The following is a 17,957-nucleotide window of genomic DNA, read 5'->3' as shown; positions in this document are numbered from 1 at the left end:
GAGCCGCACCAGTGGGAGAGGCCGTGCGTCCACATAGGACGCACGGCCTCTTTCGCGTTCTCGGGTGGCGCTCGTGCACGACGCTGTTCGAGATCGAGTGGGGGCGCGACGGGTCACGGGCCTGCCGACGACGCCGAGCGTGGCTCGCCCGCGTCGCCGAGAACGGCTAGGCCACCGGCAGCGGCAGCACGTCGCCGGTGGCGGTGCGGAGGGCCTTGCGCATGGCCTCGCGGGGGGCGTCGTGGCCGGTGAACTGCTCGACCTGGCCGAAAGCCTGGTGCAGCAGCATGTCCAGGCCGGTGGCCATCGTGCGGCCCTGGTCGAGGACCGCGGTGCCCAGCGGGGTCGGCCACGGGTGGTAGATGACGTCGAGCAGGCACGGGGCCTTGGCCAGTGCCGCGGCCACCGGTTCGGTCGCCGACGGGGGGACCGTGCTGACCAGGACGTCGGACGACGTGGCCAGCGCGGCGAAGTCGGCGTCGGACCAGGCGACCACGGTCAGGCCGAGACCGAGGCGGGACGCGCAGGCGACGGCCTCGGCGGTGCGGGCCGGGTCGCGGACGACGAGGTCCACAGTGGACAGTCCCAGTGCGGCGAACGCGGCGAGGGCGGCGGTGGCCGTTCCGCCCGCGCCGAGCAGCAAACCCCTGTCACCGCTGGAGAAACCGCCCGCGAACCGCAGCGCGCCGACGACACCGTCCACGTCCGTGCAGTCCGCGCGCCAGCCGTCCGGCACGCGCAGCAGCGTGTTGGCCGCGCCGACGACGGCGGCCCGCTCGGTGACCGAGGTGGCCACCGCCAGCGCCGCGCGCTTGCCCGGCATCGTGACGGACAGACCGGTCCACGACTCGTCGAGGCCCGCGACCAGCGCGGGCACCCCGGCTTCGTCGCACTCGATCCGCGAGTACGTCCAGTCCAGCCCCAGCGCCTCGTAGGCGGCGTTGTGGAGCACGGGTGACAGGGAGTGCGACACCGGCGAACCGATGACGGCGGCGCGGGACGGCATGGGCTTAGAAGACGCCTTCCTCGATCGCCTTGGCGACGGCCTTGTCGTGCTCAGCGTTGGTCTCGTTGAAGCACGACGTGCCGTCCTTCTGGCACTTCACGAAGAACATCCACTTGCCCGGTTCGGGGTTGACCGCGGCTTGGACGGCTTCCCGGCCGGGCGAGCCGATGGGCGTCGGCGTCAGCCCCTTCGACTCGGTGGAATAGGTGTTGTACGGGCCCGCGGCATCGCGGTCCGCGTCGCTGGTCCTGATGTTCGGCTTGTCCAGCTTGTAGTTCACCGTCGAGTCCAACTGCAGGATCTGCTTGACGGCCAGGCGGTTGTAGATGACCCGTGCCACCTTGCCGAAGTCCTTGGTGAGGCCCTCCTTCTCCACCAGGGAGGCAATGGTCAGGAGCTCGTACGGCCGGAAACCGCTGCCCTTGCCGCCGGTCACGACGCCGTAGCTCTGCAGGCGGGTCACGGACGTCGTGATGACGCTGTTCAGCAGTTCCACAGCCGTCGCACCGGGCTTGAGCTGGTAGAGGCCGGGGGCGATGAGGCCTTCGAGGCGGTGCGCCTTCTCGGCCTTGTTCACGTCCGCCACAGCCCAGTCCGGCACGCCCAGGGCGACCGGGTCGGCGGTTTCCGCCGCCGTGCGCAACTCCTCGGGGGTGACGCACTTCTTCACGCCGTCGAGCTCGACGCAGCTCGCGTCGGACAGCATCGACAGGATGCCCTTGGTGACCTTGCCGTCACCACCGGTGATGTCGTGCAGGACGTTGCCGCCCTTGACCTCCAACGGCGTGATCTTGGTCTTCGGGTCGATCATCCGGCCGACCGCGGCCTCGCCAGACATCTTGGTCTTCATCAGGTAGAAGCCGGGTTGGATCGCGGTCACGCGGGCGTCGGTCTTGCCCGCCTCGGTGAACGCGCGGGCACTCGCCGTGACGCCCTGGTCCTTCAGCGTGGTCGCGATGGCCGAGACGGTGTCGCCGTCCTTGACCTCGACCACGACGTCCGTGTCCCCCGCGCCCGCGAAGTCCTCGAAGGAGCCGATGCCGCTCAACGTCTGGTAGCCGTAGTAGGCGCCCACACCGCCGAGGCCCAGCACCAGCGCCACCACGACCCACAGGATGGTCCTCTTGCGCCGCACCTTCGCGCGGCGGGCCGCGACGGCCGCCTTGCCCTTCGGACGCCGTTGCCGGTCGTCCGGGTGCACGTCAGGTTCGGTGAACAACCCGAGGTCGTCGCTCACGTGCTGTCCTTCGCTCCGGGGGCTCGATCCTCCTCAGCGGATCGGGCCACGAATCGCGCGCGTGCGTCGAGCCAGGACTGCAGGATCTCCACCGCAGCGGCCTGGTCTACAACGGCACGTTGTTTCTTGCCTCGTACGCCGCTCTGCGCCAGTACACGGCTCGCGACGACGGTCGTCAACCGTTCGTCGGTGAGCCGCACCGGAACCGGTGCGATCCGCTCGGCCAAGAGGGCAGCGTACGTGGACGCCGCCTCGGCCGCCGGTCCGTGCCGTCCGGCCAGGGTCCTGGGCAATCCGACCACGACTTCCACCACGTCGTGCTCGACGACGAGTCCGGCGAGTTCCGTCAGGTCCTTGCCGGTCTTTTCGTCACGTACCAGAGTAGCGAGTGGGGTCGCGAGGAACGGAGTCGGATCACTGATCGCGACGCCGACCCGAACGGACCCGACGTCGACGGCGAGCCGCCTTCCGCGGCCGGGATCGTCGACGCCGGGTCGATCGGGGCTGGTCAACGGGATTCGACCGCGCGATCGAGTTCGGTGCGCAGCGCCGTGATGGCCGCCGGGATGCCCGACGGGTCCGTGCCGCCGCCCTGGGCGAGGTCCGGCTTGCCGCCGCCTCGGCCGCCGAGGGCCGGGGCGAACGCGGGCACGAGCTTGCCCGCGGCGATGCCCAGGTCACGGGCGGCGGCCGTGGTCGCCACGACGAAGCTGGCCTTGGCGCCGTCCGGCGCGAACAGGGCCACCACGCCGGCGCGCGCGCCGAGGCGGTTGCGCACCTCGGAGCCCAGCGTGCGCAGGTCGGCCCCGGAGGTGCCCTCAGGCAGCGCGAGGGCGACCAGTGCCACCCCGCGGATGTCCAGGGCGCTGTCCGCGAACTGACCGGCGGAGGAGAGCAACTGGGCGCCGCGGAGGCGTTCCAGCTCCTTCTCGGCCACGCGCAGGCGCTCCACGAGCGCCTCGACCCGGCCGGGCACCTCGGCGTTCGGCACCTTCAGCAGGCCCGCGACGTTCTGCACCAGAGCGCGCTCCTGCGCCAGGAAGCGGAACGCCTCGATGCCGACGTAGGCCTCGATGCGGCGCACGCCGGAGCCGACGGAGGACTCGCCGAGCAGCGTGACCGGGCCGATCTGGGACGAGTGCTCGACGTGCGTGCCACCGCACAGCTCGCGCGACCAGGGGCCGCCGATCTCGACGACGCGGACGGACTCGTCGTAGGTCTCGCCGAACAGGGCGACCGCGCCGAGTTCCTGCGCGCCGTTCATGTCGGTGTAGACCACTCGGACCGGCAGGTCCTTGCGGACGGCCAGGTTCGAGACCTCTTCGATCTCGCTGCGGGTCTCGTCGGACAGACCGCCGGTCCACGCGAAGTCGAGCCGCAGGTAGCCGGGCTTGTTGTACGAACCGCTCTGCAACGCGGACGGGCCGAGCACCTGCCGCAGGGCGGCGTGCACGACGTGCGTGCCCGAGTGGCCCTGGCGGGCGCCCGTGCGCCACTCCTGGTCCACCCGCGCCTCGACGTGCTGGCCCTCGGCGATCTCGCCGCTGACCACGCGCACCTGGTGCACCCACAGCTTGCGGGCGACCTTCTGGACGTCCACGACCTCCAGCTCGGCGCCGTCGGCGACGATCACGCCCGCGTCGCTCTCCTGGCCGCCGGACTCGGCGTACAGGGGCGTGCGGTCGAGCACGACCTCGACGATCTCGCCCTCGCGGGCCGACTTCACGCGGGCGCCCTCGCGGACGATGCCGCGCACGGTCGCCTCGGCGGCGAGGTCGGTGTAGCCGACGAACTCCGTCGCGCCCAGGTCGAGCAGCTCGCGGTAGACCGTCTGGTCGCCGTGGCCGGTCTTCTTGCCCGCCGCGTCGGCCTTGGCGCGGGCGCGCTGCTCGGCCATCAGCTTGCGGAAGCCGTCCTCGTCCACGGTCAGGCCCGCTTCCGAGGCCATCTCCAGCGTGAGGTCGATCGGGAAGCCGTACGTGTCGTGCAGCTGGAACGCCTTGTCGCCCGGCAGGGTCGCGCGGCCGTCGGCCTTGATCGCGTCGGCGGCCGTCTCGAAGATCCGCGACCCGGCGGCGAGCGTCTGGAGGAACGTGTCCTCCTCGGCGCGCATGATCTGCTGGATGCGGGCGAAGTTCTCGACCAGCTCCGGGTAGGCCTGGCCCATCGTGTCGCGGACGACCTCGGCGAAGATCGGCAGCACCGGCTCGGACACGCCGAGCAGGCGCGAGGAGCGGACGATGCGGCGGAGCAGGCGGCGCAGCACGTAGCCGCGGGCCTCGTTGCCGGGGGTCACGCCGTCGCCGATCAGCAGGACGCTGCTGCGGGCGTGGTCCGCGATGACGCGGAACCGGACGTCGTCGACCTTGTCGGCCCCGTACTTGCGGCCGGACAGCTCCTCGGCCTTGCTGATGACCGCGCGGACGAGGTCGGTCTCGTAGACGTTGTCCACGCCCTGGAGCAGGAACGCCACGCGCTCGACGCCCATGCCGGTGTCGATGTTCTTCGCGGGCAGCTCGCCGAGGATCGGGTAGTCCTTCTTCGCCCCACCCGGTCCGCGCTCGTTCTGCATGAAGACCAGGTTCCAGATCTCCAGGTAGCGGTCCTCGTCGACGACGGGGCCACCCTCCTGGCCGAACTCGGGACCGCGGTCGTAGTAGATCTCCGAGCACGGGCCGCACGGGCCGGGAACGCCCATGGACCAGTAGTTGTCCTCGATGCCGCGGCGCTGGATGCGCTCCGGCGGCAGGCCCGCGACCTTCTGCCACAGGTCGAACGCCTCGTCGTCGTCGTGGTAGACGGTCGCCCACAGGCGCTCGGGGTCGAAGCCGTACCCGCCGTCGGCCTGGGACTTGGTGATCAGCTCCCAGGCGAGCCGGATGGCGTCTTCCTTGAAGTAGTCGCCGAACGAGAAGTTGCCCGCCATCTGGAAGAACGTCAGGTGCCGGGTCGTCTTGCCGACCTCTTCGATGTCACCGGTGCGCACGCACTTCTGGACGCTGGTGGCCCGCTTGTACGGCGCGGGGGCCTCGCCGAGGAAGTACGGCTTGAACGGCACCATGCCCGCGTTGACGAACAGCAGGTTGGGGTCGTCCAGCAGCAGCGAGGCGCTGGGCACGACGGTGTGGCCCGCGCGCTCGAAGTGCTCGCGGAAACGCTTGATGATCTCGTGGGTCTGCACGGCGATGTCCTTCAGGGGTATTGCGGTCGGAGGGGCGCGGGAAGGCGGACGGCGGAGTGGCTCAGCCGTCCGCCCGGCGCGCTCGCGCGCCGGAGGAGCGGCGGGCGGGCTCGGTCGAGTACCGGCCGGGGGTGTACCCGGTCTGGCGCTCCACCGTCTCCTTCAACTCGTCCTCGCGCTCGGCCATGCCCGCGCGCACCTCGGCCCCGAAGGAGCCCAGCGCCCCCGCGAGTTCGCGGAGACCGTTGCCGACGTTCTCGCCGATGCCCTGCGGGGTGACCTGGTGGGTCACCTGGCCGACCTTGCGGACGGCGAACACACCCGCGGCGGCTCCCGCGGCGAACCAGAACAACCTGCTCATCGCTTGCCTCCGCGCGGCCTGCGGCGGGCGTGCTTGTTGGGGGTCTCGGCGGCCTTGCGGCGCGCGCGGACGGCCTTGCTCACGCCGTAGGACAGCGCGGCGGCCTTCACCAGCGGACCGCCGAGCGTGGCGGTGAACAGCGAGGTGAGCGCGGAGACGTTGCCGGTGACCGCGCGGGCGTTGGCGGTGATGCCGTCGACGCGCTCCAACTGCGTGTTCACGTGGGTCAACGTCTGGTTGGCCTCGGTGAACAGCGGGTCGGTGTTCTCGTGCGCCTTGCGGATCGCGATCGTCGCCTCGTCCAACGTCTTGCCGAGCTTGAGCAGCGGAATCGCCAGCAGCAGCACGAGCAGCACGAATGCGCCTGCTGCTACCAGCGCGGCGATCTGCCCTGGCGACACGGATCCTCCTGGGGAATGCACGGAGTGGAAGGGCCCCAAGGTTAGCGTGCGTCCCCCGAATGGACCCGATTGGATCGCCGTTGCTCCGACTAGCGTGGTCACCGGCAGTGAAGTGATCGTCACAGCGGACTGGAGGCCCGGTGCGGCCGGTGACCAACCTGGACGACTACCGGGCCGTGTCGAGGCCTGGAGCGAACCTCCCGCCGGAGGACTCGGACCTGGTCGGGGTGCCCGCGCCCCCGGTGCCGTCGCTGGGCGGCGGGTGGTGCGCGAGAGCCGTGGACCCGGACTCGTTCGACCTCGAACTCGTGCACGGCTGGATGCAGTCGCCGCACGTGGCGGCGTTCTGGCAGCAGGCGTGGTCGCGCGAGCTGTGGGACGCCGAGCTGCGCGCCCAGCTCGCGGGCGTGCACTCGCTGCCGTGCCTGGTCGGCCGGGACGGGACGCCGATGCTGTACCTGGAGGTCTACCGCGCGGCCCGCGACCAGGTGGCCCGCTGCTACCGGGCGCGGCCGCACGACATCGGGCTGCACGTGGCCGTCGGCGACCTCGCGCTGACCGACCGCGGGCTGGTCCGGTCGGTGCTGCCGGTGCTGACCGAGGCGCTGTTCGACGCCGACCCGGCGTGCACCCGCGTGCTGCTGGAACCGGACGTGCGCAACAAGCGGGCCATCGCGTCGTTCCACGCCGGGGGGTTCGAGCCGGTCGGCGAGATCCTGCTGCCGGGCAAGGTGGCCCTCCTCATGATCCACTCTCGCTAGGGGGCCTCCTCAGCCACCAGGGGCCTCCCACTCCTGCCTGGTGAGCGCGTACTCGACCTCGCCGTGCTCGCTGCCGTCGATCGGGTGCGCCCAGTCGAGGTGGAAGATCCGGACTTGCTTCAGGCCTGCCTTCTCCATGACCCGCCTCGACCCGGTGTTCACCACCATCGTCTCGGCGTACACGCGGTCCAGTCCCTGCTCGGTGAACCCGCGGTGCACGAGCGCCTTCGCGCCCTCGGTCGCGTAGCCCCTCCCCCAGCAGGCGCGGGTGAGGCGGTAGCCGAGTTCGGCGTGGCCCGGCCGTTCGTCCGGGCGGACCAGGAGCGACAGCCAGCCGAGGAACGTGCCCGCCCGGTCCTCCGCGGCCAGGACCCCGAGTTCGGGGTGGTCGAGGTGCCGGCGCAGGAACTCCAGCACCTCGGCGCGTGGCGTGGGGACGCCGCCGGTGAGGTACCGCATCACGTCCGGGTCGCCGTTGAGCGCGACCAGGTCGTCGGCGTCGGACTCGGTGAAGCGGCGCAGCACCAGGCGTTCGGTCTCCAGGACCGCGTCAGCCACCGGCGGCCTCCCACTCCTGCCGGGTGAGCGCGTACTCCACGTCGCCGTGCTCTCTGCCCTCGATCGGGTACGGCCAGTCCTGGTGGAAGATCCGGATCTGGCGGAGGCCCGCCTTCTCCATGACCCGGCGGGAACCGGTGTTCACCACCATCGTCTCGGCGTAGACGCGCTCGACGCCGAACTCGCGGAAACCCTTGTCGATCAACGCCTTCGAACCCTCGGTGCCGTAGCCGAGACCCCACGCGGCCTTGACGAACCGGTAGCCCAGCTCGACGTGGCCCGGCGGGTCGTGGGGCTGCGGGCGGAAGTGGAACCAGCCGAGGAACGTTCCCGCGCGGTCCTCGGCGACCCAGAAGCCGAAGCCCGCGAACCGCTCGTAGTAGGCGAAGTACGCGGGCAGGTAGTCCTCGACTATCTCGGCGCGCGGGGTCGCGACGCCGCCGGTGATGTACCGCGTCACGTCAGGGTCGCCGTCGAGCGCGACGAGGTGGTCCGCGTCGGACTCGGTGAAGCGGCGCAGCACCAGGCGTTCGGTCTCCAGGAAGGTCGTCATGCCCGCGCCAGGGTGAGGTAGGCGAAGCCCAGGTAGCCGCGGTAGCCGTGCAGCCAGAGGTCGCGGTGGTCGTCCACGACCTTGCGGACGGCGGCGGCCTCGGGGTGGTCGGGGTGCTCCAGCAGCCAGCGCTCGCGGCTCGCGCACCAGCGGGACTCGAAGCTGTCCCACTCGTCCTGGTTGGCGGTGGCCAGCGACAGGAGCCGGAACCCCGAGGCCATCGCCAGGTCGACGAGTTCGCCGATCGTGCCGTAGTCGTCGGGTTTCGCGCCGAAGCGCTCCAGGAGGACGTCGCTCGGCGGCTTCTCCCAGAACGCGTCGCCGAGCAGGAGTTGCCCGCCGGGGCGGACGCGCTGGTGCATGGCCGCCAGGGTCTCGCGGGTGTGGCCCCAGGCGTGGCTGGAGCCGATGGACACGGCCACGTCGACCGGCTCGGACTCCCACGTCGTGAGGTCGGCCAACTCCAGCCGGACGTTCTTGCCGAGCCCGCGCGAGGTCGCGTTCGCCCGGCCCCTGGCGATGCCGGTCTCGTCGCCGTCCACGCCGACGGCCCGCGCCGTCGGCTCGTGCTCGACCATGCGCAGCAGCAGTTCCGCCCAGCCGCAGCCGTAGTCGACGATCCTCTGCTCGGCCAGCCGGAGGGTGCCGATCAGCTCGTAGGCGCGCGCGTCCGACATCGGGGCGTTGAAGTCGAGGAGGGCGTGGCCGTTCACGGGTGCGGGAGTCACGGGGCCACGGTGACACCGGTGTCCGGGAACGGCCACCGGATTTACTCCTCGCCGCGGACCACCCGGCGCAGCTTCGGCAGGCGTTCGGCCAGCACGCGCTCGGCTCCGCGCGGGGTCGGCTGGTAGTAGTCGCGGCCGACCAGGTCGTCCGGCGGGTACTGCTGGGTGAGGACGCCCTCGGCCACGTCGTGCGGGTACCGGTAGCCCTGCGCGTTGCCGAGCTTCGCCGCGCCCGCGTAGTGGCCGTCGCGCAGGTGCGGGGGCACCGCGCCCGTCGCGCCCTGCCGGACGTCCGCCATCGCCGCGCCGATCGCCGTCGTGACCGCGTTCGACTTGGGCGCGGTCGCGAGGTGGATCGCGGCCTGCGCGAGGTTGAGCGCGCACTCCGGCAGGCCGATCGTCTGCACCGCCGACTGGGCGGCCGTCGCGACGAGAAGCGCCATCGGGTCGGCCATGCCGATGTCCTCGCTGGCGTGGATCACCAGCCTGCGCGCGATGAACCGGGGGTCCTCGCCCGCCTCGATCATCCGGGCCAGGTAGTGCAGGGTCGCGTCGACGTCCGAGCCGCGGAGGGACTTGATGAACGCGCTGGTCACGTCGTAGTGCTGGTCGCCGTCGCGGTCGTAGCGCACGGCGGCCTTGTCGACCGTGGCCTCCAGCAGCGGCAGGTCCAGCACCCCGTCCTGCTCCTGCGACGCCGAGTCGGCGGCGGCTTCGAGTGCCGTCAACGCCCGCCGCGCGTCCCCGCCCGCGAGCCGCACCAGGTGGTCCTCGGCGTCCTGGGCGACGGTCACCTTGCCGCCCAGCCCGCGCTCGTCGGCGACCGCGCGGCGCACGAGCGTGCGCACGTCGTCGTCGGTCAGCGGCTTGAGCTGGAGCACCAGCGACCGCGACAGCAGCGGCGACACGACGGAGAAGTACGGGTTCTCGGTGGTCGCGGCCACCAGCAGCACGATCCGGTCCTCCACCGCCCCGAGCAGCGCGTCCTGCTGCGTCTTGGAGAACCGGTGCACCTCGTCGATGAACAGCACGGTCTGCTCGCCCGACCGCACCAACCGCCGCTTGGCGTCGTCGATGACCGTCCGCACCTCTTTCACGCCGGCGGACAACGCGGAGAGCGCGGCGAACCGCCGCCCGGTCGCCTGCGACACGAGCGTGGCCAACGTCGTCTTCCCGGTGCCGGGCGGCCCGTAGAGCATCACGGAAGCAGGCGACGACCCCTCGACCAGCCGCCGCAACGGAGCCCCGGCCCCGAGCAGGTGGTCCTGCCCCACGACCTCGTCCAACGACGCCGGCCGCATCCGCACCGCCAACGGCGCGTTGGCCGCGATCCGCGCCGCCCGCTCCTCCGGCGTAGCCCCGAACAAGCCCTCGTCGAACAGCCCTTCGTTCACGTGTTCGAACCTACCGGGCGGGTACGACACCGAGCGAAGTCACACGGTGGGTGGCGGACCGGACGCGGATGGTGTCGGCGTGGACCGGCCGACGGTGCACGACCCTCGACAGTGACGTCCTGAACCGGCCGTGACGTCGGGTGTTGTGCAAGAATCGTGTTCCGTGCCGTCATCTCCCGTTCACGCGCGCGCCGTGTTGCTCGCCGGTCCCTCCGGTTCGGGCAAGTCTCACCTCGCCGCCCACCTGGGCTGGCCCGTGCTGCGGCTGGACGACTTCTACCGCGATGCCGACGACCCGCTGCTCCCCCGGCTGCCCTCGGGGTTGGCCGACTGGGACGCGGAGGGCTCGTGGGACACCGGGGCGGCGTTGGCGGCGATCGTGCGGCTCGCCACGACCGGGACGGTGGAGGCGCCGACGTACTCGATCAGCGAGAGCCGGAAGACCGGGTGCCACACGGTGACCCTGGGAGACGCGCCCGCGTTCATCGCGGAAGGGCTGTTCGCCGACCGGCTCGTCGCCGGGTGTCGGGAGGCCGGGGTGTTGGTCGACGCGATCGTGTTGTGCCCCAACGCTTTCGTCACGTTCGTGCGGCGGTTCGTGCGGGACGTGGCCGAGGCCCGCAAGCCGGTGCCGGTGCTGCTGCGGCGCGGGGTGCGGTTGTGGCGGGAGCACGGGGACGTGGTGCGGCGGTGCGCGCGGGCCGGGATGCGGGTCGTGCGGCCGGGGCAGGCTCGGACGGAGCTGGCGGCGTTCGAGGTGCCGGTGTCGGTCTAGTCCGAGCAGGTGAAACGGCGAGGACCGCGGCGGCGATCATCCGGGGGAATCGTCCACTCCCCTTGTGAGGCACCCTGTGCGACCCCGGATCAGCCAGCAGGTCGGGTCCTTCTTCCGCTACGCGCTGCCCGAGGGCTGGGGGGTGCAGGAGAACTCGAACCTCATCTGCCTCAACTCGCCCGACCAGCAGGCGGCGATCATGATGGTGGGGCTGGTGGGGATGTTCCAGCCGTTCACGCCCGACCAGTTCCTCCAGTACGCGATGCAGATGCACGGGTTGCAGGTCACCGCGTTCCACTCCGGACAGCCGGTGCCGCCCCCTCCCGGCGTGACGGCGTCGGGGTTGTTCGACATCAGCTACGCGACCGGCGGGGTCCTGTGCCACGCGCTGGCGGTGTCGCACGTGACGCACGGGTACGGGCAGTGCAACGCCACCATGACGTTCGCCGCCGCCCAAGCGCCGTCGTGGCCCGCCTACCGCGACTGGCTGCCGGACGTGGCGGCGCAGGTGGCGCCCGCCGGGTCGCAGACGTTCATGGCGGGGGCGTTGGCGAGGCAGAACCTCGACAACTCGATCGCCCTCGGCGAGCGGTTCCGCGAGGTGAACGACCACGGGCAGCGGCAGTGGCAGGAGGTCGTGGACCAGCGGTGGGCGTCCGATGAACGGCGGAACTTCGAGTTCCGCGAGGCGCTCGGCAACGTCGACACGCGGGTCAACCCGTACGACAACCGGCCCGTCGAGCTGAGCACCCAGCACCGGTACTACTGGGTCAACCGGCAGGGCGAGATCCGCGGCACCAACGACCCCAACTACGACCCCCGTGTGGGCGGCACGGGCGACTGGACGGCGATGCCGCGCTACCAGGCCTGAACCGACCGGGCCGCCGAACCGAACGTTCTGCCATGACGGCTACGGCTACCAGCGCGAACGGTTCACCGGTGGCGGTGTGGCGTCCATCAGGTGGCGGTTGTTGCAGCAGTCTGGCCATAACGGGTGTGTGGCAACTACCGTGACCCGCGTGACCGAAACCATCGCAATGCACATGAGCGACGGCCTGCTGAACGCGCCGACCTCGCTCCTGTTCGTCGCGGTCGCGGTCGTCGGCGTCGGTGTCGCGCTGGCGAAGGCGCGCGGCGACCTGGACGACCGGACCGCCCCGATGGCGGGGCTGGTGGCGGCGTTCGTGTTCGCCACCCAGATGCTGAACTTCCCGGTGCTGCCGGGCGTGAGCGGGCACCTGCTGGGCGGCGCGCTGGCCGCCATCCTGGTCGGGCCGTGGGTCGGCGCGCTGTGCGTGACGATCGTGCTGGTGCTGCAATCCCTGCTGTTCGCGGACGGCGGGGTGACGGCGCTCGGCGCGAACGTGACCAACATGGCGCTGATCGGCACCGCGACCGGGTACCTGGTGGCCATGGCGCTGCGGCGGTTCGCGCGCCGGGGCAAGGGCGGGATCGCGGCGGTGGCGTTCGTGTCCGCGCTGGTGAACACCGTGGTCGCCTCCTGCGGGTTCGTGCTGGAGTACGCGATCGGCGGGCAGGGCGGCGTGTCGCTCGGGACGGTGGCCGCGGCGATCGTCGGGGTGCACGTGCTGATCGGCGTCGGCGAGGGCCTGATCACCGCGGCGACGGTCACGGCCGTTAGCGCGGTCCGACCGGACCTGGTGTACCTGCTGCGCGGGACCGAGCAGAAGTTGGAGTTGAGGGCGTGAAGCGGTTCTTCCTCGGGTTCGCGGTCGTCTCGCTCGTGCTGGCCGGGGTGGTGTCGTACTTCGCGAACTCCAACCCGGACGGCCTGGACCACGTGACGGAGGTCCACGGCATCGCGCAGCACGCGAAGGAGAGCCCGATGAGCGGCTCGCTGTTCGCGGACTACGCCGTGGGCGGCGACGACCGGTTCACCGGTGTCGCGGGCATCGTCGGCGTGGTCGTCACGCTGCTGCTCGCCGGCGGCCTGTTCTGGTTGCTGCGCAAGCGTTCCCCCCAGAAGCACTAGATGGGCGCGGGCCACGGCCACGGCGTGCTGCACCGGCCGGGCGACTCGCCGGTGCACCGGCTGCCGCCGCAGCTGAAGATCGTCGCGGCGTTCGTGGCCGTGCTGTGCGTCGTGGCGACGCCGCGCGAGGCGTTCTGGGCGTTCGGCGTCTACCTGCTGGCGATCGTGTCGGTGTGGTGGGTCGCGCGGGTGCCGGTGAGCTGGTTCGCGGCCCGGTCGCTGATCGAGCTGCCGTTCGTGGTGCTCGCGGTCCTGCTGCCCCTGGTCGGGCACGGCAGGCGGGTCGACTTCCTCGGCGTGGCGGTGTCCGTCGAGGGCGCGCTGGCCGGGTGGAACATCCTGGCCAAGGGCACGCTCGGCGTGCTGGTGTCGTTGACGCTGGCCGCGACGACCGCGCCGCACGACCTGCTGCTCGGGATGCAACGCCTGCGCACGCCGTCCGTGCTGATCACCATCGCGACGCTGATGCTGCGCTACGGCGAGGTCATCGTCGGCGAGGCGCAGCGGATGCGGATCGCCCGCATCTCCCGCGGCCACGACCCGCGCTTCCTCTGGCAGGTCGGCGCGACCGCGCGGGGCATCGGCAGCCTGTTCATCCGCTCCTACGAGCGCGGCGAGCGCGTGCACCTGGCGATGGTGTCGCGCGGGTGGAGTGGCACGATGCCGGAGATGACCGGGTCCAGCAGTCCGCAGCCAGTCCGCGTGGTCGAGCGGGAGACCGCCGCGCTGCTGGTCGAGCACCTGGCCTACGCGTACCCGGACGGCCACCAGGCGCTCTACGGCGTCAACCTGCGGGTCCAGCCCGGTGAGCGGGTCGCGCTGCTCGGCCCGAACGGCGCGGGCAAGACCACGCTCGTCATGCACCTCAACGGCGTGATCACCGGCGGTTCCGGCCGGATCGAGGTGGCCGGGCTGCCGGTCGACAAGGCGAACCTCAAGGAGATCCGCCGCCGGGTCGGCGTGGTGTTCCAGGACCCCGACGACCAGCTGTTCATGCCGACCGCCCGCCAGGACGTGGCGTTCGGGCCGGCGAACTTCGGCCTGCGCGGCGCGGACCTGGACGAGCGCGTCCGCAAGGCGCTCGACGCGGTCGGCATGGCCGATTTCGCCGACCGCTCCCCGCTGCACCTGTCCGGCGGCCAGCGCCGCCGGGTCGCGCTGGCGACCGTCCTGGCCTGCGACCCGGAGATCCTGGTGCTCGACGAGCCGTCCGCGAACCTCGAACCGGTGGCCCGCCGCGAACTCGCCGAGGTCCTGCTCGGGTTGAACCGGACGATGCTGATGGTCACGCACGACCTGCCGTACGCGTTGCAGCTGTGCACCCGGAGCGTGGTGATCGACGAGGGCGTCGTCGTGGCCGACGGCCCGACCCGCGAGATCCTCGCCGACACGGCGCTGCTCGCGGCGCACCGGCTGGAGCTGCCGTACGGGTTCCGGCTGGACTAGCCCCACCCTCGAATCCGGCACGAGAGTGCCATCCGCTCGACAGTGGATAATCGATCGTTGACAGTGCCCGCGCCGTGTTGTCCACTGGTCGCGATCGACGGCAGACCTCCGATGACTGCCGTGCTCGCCCTCTGTCAAGGGAGACAAGGTGCCACCCAGCAGCCACTCGCGCATCGCCGCACTCGCGGCGGCCACGGTCACCGTGGTCGGCCTGTCGACCGCCACGCCCGCCGTCGCCGCTCCCCCGACACCCCCCGGTGTCAGCACCGCGTGGCGGAACGGGGCGTTCCAGCTCGACCGCCACGCCGTCGTCAGCAGAGCGAACGTCGTGCTCGGCGGCCCCAACCTCGCCAACACCGAGTCCCTCCCCGTGGGCAACGGGTCGCTGGGCGCGGCGGTGTGGGCGGCGGGCGGGTTCACCGCGCAGCTCAACCGCGTCGACACCTTCCCGGACCGCAAGTCCCCCGGCCAGGTCACGATCCCCGGCCTCGCCAAGCTGGTCAACGCCCCCGACTTCGCCGCCCACCTCGACCTGTACGACGGCGTGCTCACCGAGACCGGCGGCGGCCTCACGGCCCGCGTCTACGTACGCGCGGACACCGACCAGCTCGTCGTCGACGTCACCGGGGCCGACCCGAACGCCGTCCAGACCGCGCAGGGGTTCCTGTGGTCCGGGCGGTCGCCGCAGGCCCAGGCGTCCGGCTCGATCGGCACGCTCGCCGAGACCTGGGTGGACGGCCCGCCCGCGGGTGGGGGCAAGACGTTCGGCAGCCTGCTCGCCCTCACGGCGGGCGGCCGGGACGTCACCTCCTCCGTCGTGGACGCCCAGAAGGTGCAGGTCTCGTTCAAGCCCAACGCCGACGGCGCGTTCCGCGTGGTCGTCGGCTCGCCGAAGTGGACCGGCGGGGACGCGGCGAAAACCGCGAAGAAGCTGCTCAACAACGCCGCCTCGACCGGTGACGCGGACAAGGCGCACCTCAAGTGGTGGCACGACTTCTGGGCGAAGGCCGATCCGATGAGGATCGAGTCCTCCGACGGCTCAGGGCAATACCTGGAGGCGCTGCGGACGATCTACCTCTACCAGGAGGCCAGCCTCAACCGCGGCGCGTACCCCGGTACGCAGGCGGGCGTCGCCAACCTGTTCTCCTTCTCCCAGGACCGGCAGGACTGGGTGCCCGCCGACTACTGGTTCTGGAACCTGCGGATGCAGATCGCGGCCAACCTCAGCTCGGGCGTGCCGGACCTGAACACGGCGTTCTTCGACCTCTACACCTCCAACCTCTCGGCCATCGAGGCGTGGACGAAGGCGAAGGTGCCGGGCTCCGCGGGCGCGTGCGTGCCGGAGACCATGCGGTTCGACGGCACCGGCTACTACACCGGCGCCAACCCCGAGGAGAACGCCTCGTGCGACGCCCTCGTCGCGCCGACGTACAACTCGCTGACCTACACCACCGGCGCCGAGGTCAGCCTGTGGCTCTGGCAGGCCTACCAGCACAACGGCGACACCGCGTTCCTGCTCAAGGGCTACCCGCTGATGAAGTCCGCCGCGCGGTTCCTGCTGTCCATCGCGAAGGTCGGCCCGGACGGCCTGCTGCACTCCACCTCCAACGCCCACGAGACGCAGTGGAACGTGACCGACCCGGTCACGAACGTCGCCGCCATGCAGGCGTTGTTCCCGGTCGTGGCCTCGGCGGCCGAGGCGCTGCACACCGACGCCGACTTCGCGCGGCAGCTCCGGACCGCGGCGACGAAGGTCCCGCCGCTGCCCCGCACCGACGCCGCCACGCACTCGCAGGTGCTGACCCCCGCCGACGACGCCGCGGGCCAGGACGTGATCGCCTACTCCACGCAGCCCGCGGCCCCGCTGAACAACGGTGAGAACCTCGACCTGGAGCCGAGCTACGCGTACGGCCTGATCGGCGACGACTCCGGCCCGCTCACCGCGCTCGCCAAGCGTAGCTACGACGCGCGCCGGTTCCGGATCGCCGCGGAGTGGAACTACGACGGGCTGTCCGCCGCCCGGCTCGGCCTCGCGAGCGAGGTCAAGACGAACCTCGTCGAGACCACCAAGAAGTACCAGGTGTTCCCGTCCGGCATGGGGAACCTGTTCGGCTCCGCGGGCGCGAACCCGTACAACGAGGAGACCGGCATCGTCGCCGCGAACCTGAACGAGGCGCTGGTCCAGGACTACGACGGGCTGCTGCGGATCGCTCCCGCGTGGCCGTCGGACTGGAACGTCGACGGCACGGTCTCCGTGCGGCACAACAGCAAGGTCGACGTGCAGGTGCGCGCCGGCGTGCCGGTGACGGTGGTGCTGGAGGCGGGCGACAACGCCCCGGTCAAGGTGCGCAACCCGTGGCCGGGCCAGTCGATCAAGGTGGTCGACGCCGACACCGGGCGGACGGTCGTCGCGCCGACGACCGCCGGGCAGATCACCGTGAACACCACGTGCGGGCACAAGTACCTGATCGAGAAGTCGGACGCGCCCTTCACGGCGCTGCCGTTCGCGGCGGTCACCGGCACGGCGGCGACCTCGGCCAAGCACTTCGGGCCCGTGAAGATCGGTCTGGACAAGCCGGTGCTGGCGAACTCGCTGGCCGAGACGTTCAACAACGTGGCCGTGACCGCGGACGACAACACCGGCCCCGGCAACATCGACGGCGGCGGGGCCAGCATGTCGGCGACCGCGTTGGCGAACGTCGGCGTGACCGCGGGTGGTCAGGTCAGCCACGGCGGCCTGACCTTCACCTGGCCGTCCCAGTCGGGCTCCGGCACGCCGGACAACACGGTCGCCAACAGCCAGTCGATCGTGCTCGGCGGCAGCGGGGACACCCTGGGCTTCCTGGTGACCGCGGCCTACGGCACGGCGGGCGGCACCGGCACGGTCGTCTACACCGACGGCACCACGCAGGAGTTCACCCTGACCAGTCCCGACTGGTTCGGCGGCTCCGGTGACGTGGCGTTCCAGGCGGCCTACCAGAACCGGCAGGGCAACACGACGTACCAGGGCATCGCGGACGTGTACTTCGTGAGCGTGCCGTTGCAGGCGGGCAAGACCACCTCAAGGGTCCGGCTCCCGGCGGGCAGCGCCGCCGCCACCGCGGGCACGCCGTCGCTGCACGTGTTCGCGATGGCCCGCGGCTGACGCGCGCCCGGCGCGGGACGGTCAGTCCCGCGCCAGGTGCCGCCGCAGGGTGTGGTGGCCGAACGCGTAGCCGTCCGGGCCGATCCGCAGCACCCCGTCGGCGACGAAGTCGGCCAGGTCCGCGGGCAGGAGCCCCGCGCGGGTCACGGTCCGCACCGCGACCCGGTGGCTCCACCAGCCGTGCAGGGACACGGCGAACGCGGCGAGCCACACCCCCGCCGTGGTGGACAGCATCAGGTGGTGGACGTACGGGGTCAGGGTCCGGTCCTCGTACAGCAGCACGGCGAACGCGAGTCCCAGTGCCGCGGCCAGGCCGATCAGCCCCGCCGTGACGCGGACGAGCAGGGTCCGGCGGGACGCGGTCGGGCGGTGCCGGGCGGCGGGCGCGCGGTGCGGCAGGGGGAACACCCCCACCCCC

At 71.6% G+C, this 17,957-nt stretch carries 18 protein-coding genes and 1 pseudogene; 8 read left to right on the top strand and 11 right to left on the bottom strand.

All coding sequences use genetic code 11. The annotated features are described in order from the left end of the window. Positions 1–166: 166 nt before the first annotated feature. The 6 genes from ACFWW9_RS41745 to ACFWW9_RS41720 form a co-directional block, all read right to left on the bottom strand. On the bottom strand, positions 167–1,006 hold the full coding sequence (locus ACFWW9_RS41745; RefSeq protein WP_390388468.1) for a shikimate dehydrogenase: 840 nt from the start codon (positions 1,004–1,006) through the stop codon (positions 167–169). 4 nt (positions 1,007–1,010) lie between these two features. Continuing rightward, the gene (gene mltG / locus ACFWW9_RS41740) at positions 1,011–2,243 is read right to left on the bottom strand and encodes an endolytic transglycosylase MltG (RefSeq protein ID WP_390388465.1); all 1,233 of its coding nucleotides are present in this window, start codon (positions 2,241–2,243) and stop codon (positions 1,011–1,013) included. Then, positions 2,240–2,755, bottom strand: coding sequence for a Holliday junction resolvase RuvX (ruvX, locus tag ACFWW9_RS41735; RefSeq protein ID WP_390388463.1), 516 nt, complete (start codon positions 2,753–2,755; stop codon positions 2,240–2,242). The genes mltG and ruvX overlap by 4 nt, the downstream gene beginning before the upstream one ends. Next, entirely contained in the window at positions 2,752–5,424 is a 2,673-nt protein-coding gene (alaS, locus tag ACFWW9_RS41730) for an alanine--tRNA ligase (protein WP_390388462.1), read from the bottom strand. Before alaS ends, ruvX begins: the two co-directional genes overlap by 4 nt. 61 nt (positions 5,425–5,485) lie before the next feature. Beyond that, complete coding sequence (locus tag ACFWW9_RS41725) at positions 5,486–5,785, bottom strand: hypothetical protein (RefSeq protein ID WP_390388460.1); 300 nt, start codon at positions 5,783–5,785, stop codon at positions 5,486–5,488. Next, positions 5,782–6,186 (bottom strand): DUF948 domain-containing protein, encoded by a 405-nt coding sequence (locus tag ACFWW9_RS41720; RefSeq protein WP_390388457.1) that lies wholly within the window; start codon positions 6,184–6,186, stop codon positions 5,782–5,784. Before ACFWW9_RS41720 ends, ACFWW9_RS41725 begins: the two co-directional genes overlap by 4 nt. 149 nt (positions 6,187–6,335) lie before the next feature. On the opposite strand from ACFWW9_RS41720, the gene ACFWW9_RS41715 reads away from it, so the two are divergent. After that, positions 6,336–6,947, top strand: a complete 612-nt coding sequence (locus tag ACFWW9_RS41715; protein WP_390388455.1) for a GNAT family N-acetyltransferase — start codon at positions 6,336–6,338, stop codon at positions 6,945–6,947. A 9-nt stretch (positions 6,948–6,956) separates the two neighbouring features. Here the strand turns inward: ACFWW9_RS41715 and ACFWW9_RS41710 are convergent, their stop codons facing one another. The 4 genes from ACFWW9_RS41710 to ACFWW9_RS41695 are packed head-to-tail and all read right to left on the bottom strand — an operon-like array spanning position 6,957 to position 10,180. Then, positions 6,957–7,505 (bottom strand): GNAT family N-acetyltransferase, encoded by a 549-nt coding sequence (locus tag ACFWW9_RS41710; RefSeq protein ID WP_390388452.1) that lies wholly within the window; start codon positions 7,503–7,505, stop codon positions 6,957–6,959. Further along, complete coding sequence (locus tag ACFWW9_RS41705) at positions 7,498–8,058, bottom strand: GNAT family N-acetyltransferase (protein ID WP_390388449.1); 561 nt, start codon at positions 8,056–8,058, stop codon at positions 7,498–7,500. The genes ACFWW9_RS41710 and ACFWW9_RS41705 overlap by 8 nt, the downstream gene beginning before the upstream one ends. Then, positions 8,055–8,786, bottom strand: a complete 732-nt coding sequence (locus tag ACFWW9_RS41700; protein ID WP_390388447.1) for an SAM-dependent methyltransferase — start codon at positions 8,784–8,786, stop codon at positions 8,055–8,057. The genes ACFWW9_RS41705 and ACFWW9_RS41700 overlap by 4 nt, the downstream gene beginning before the upstream one ends. A gap of 41 nt (positions 8,787–8,827) precedes the next feature. After that, positions 8,828–10,180, bottom strand: a complete 1,353-nt coding sequence (locus tag ACFWW9_RS41695; RefSeq protein ID WP_390388445.1) for a replication-associated recombination protein A — start codon at positions 10,178–10,180, stop codon at positions 8,828–8,830. 193 nt (positions 10,181–10,373) lie between these two features. Between ACFWW9_RS41695 and ACFWW9_RS41690 the strand changes: the two genes are divergently transcribed. From ACFWW9_RS41690 to ACFWW9_RS41660, 7 genes and pseudogenes are all read left to right on the top strand, one after another. Continuing rightward, entirely contained in the window at positions 10,374–10,955 is a 582-nt protein-coding gene (locus ACFWW9_RS41690) for a uridine kinase (RefSeq protein ID WP_390388443.1), read from the top strand. 64 nt (positions 10,956–11,019) lie between these two features. Then, positions 11,020–11,826 carry a hypothetical protein gene (locus tag ACFWW9_RS41685; protein WP_390388441.1) on the top strand — a complete coding sequence of 269 codons (807 nt, stop codon included), beginning with the start codon at positions 11,020–11,022 and terminating at the stop codon, positions 11,824–11,826. A 148-nt stretch (positions 11,827–11,974) separates the two neighbouring features. Further along, positions 11,975–12,664 carry an energy-coupling factor ABC transporter permease gene (locus ACFWW9_RS41680; RefSeq protein WP_390388439.1) on the top strand — a complete coding sequence of 230 codons (690 nt, stop codon included), beginning with the start codon at positions 11,975–11,977 and terminating at the stop codon, positions 12,662–12,664. After that, positions 12,661–12,948 (top strand): PDGLE domain-containing protein, encoded by a 288-nt coding sequence (locus ACFWW9_RS41675; RefSeq protein ID WP_390388436.1) that lies wholly within the window; start codon positions 12,661–12,663, stop codon positions 12,946–12,948. The genes ACFWW9_RS41680 and ACFWW9_RS41675 overlap by 4 nt, the downstream gene beginning before the upstream one ends. Next, positions 12,949–13,548: pseudogene (locus ACFWW9_RS41670) on the top strand (energy-coupling factor transporter transmembrane component T family protein); the annotation flags it as partial. Between the two features lie 69 nt (positions 13,549–13,617). Continuing rightward, complete coding sequence (locus tag ACFWW9_RS41665; protein WP_390388469.1) at positions 13,618–14,394, top strand: energy-coupling factor ABC transporter ATP-binding protein; 777 nt, start codon at positions 13,618–13,620, stop codon at positions 14,392–14,394. Between the two features lie 148 nt (positions 14,395–14,542). Then, positions 14,543–17,539 carry a hypothetical protein gene (locus tag ACFWW9_RS41660; protein WP_390388434.1) on the top strand — a complete coding sequence of 999 codons (2,997 nt, stop codon included), beginning with the start codon at positions 14,543–14,545 and terminating at the stop codon, positions 17,537–17,539. A 21-nt stretch (positions 17,540–17,560) separates the two neighbouring features. Here the strand turns inward: ACFWW9_RS41660 and ACFWW9_RS41655 are convergent. Further along, the coding region (locus tag ACFWW9_RS41655; RefSeq protein WP_390388431.1) for a hypothetical protein at positions 17,561–17,957 on the bottom strand (397 nt) is incomplete at its 5' end.

The sequence above is a fragment of the Umezawaea sp. NPDC059074 genome, from assembly GCF_042738955.1.
Classification (GTDB): Bacteria; Actinomycetota; Actinomycetes; order Mycobacteriales; family Pseudonocardiaceae; genus Umezawaea.
This window is presented reverse-complemented; position numbering and strand designations above follow the sequence as displayed.

Bases quoted from the DNA above. Each gene is read 5' to 3' on its own strand.
- ACFWW9_RS41745 (WP_390388468.1), bottom strand. From the start codon at position 1,006: ATGCCGTCCCGCGCCGCCGTCATCGGTTCGCCGGTGTCGCACTCCCTG.
- ACFWW9_RS41725 (WP_390388460.1), bottom strand. From the start codon at position 5,785: ATGAGCAGGTTGTTCTGGTTCGCCGCGGGAGCCGCCGCGGGTGTGTTC.
- ACFWW9_RS41705 (WP_390388449.1), bottom strand. From the start codon at position 8,058: ATGACGACCTTCCTGGAGACCGAACGCCTGGTGCTGCGCCGCTTCACC.
- ACFWW9_RS41665 (WP_390388469.1), top strand. From the start codon at position 13,618: ATGACCGGGTCCAGCAGTCCGCAGCCAGTCCGCGTGGTCGAGCGGGAG.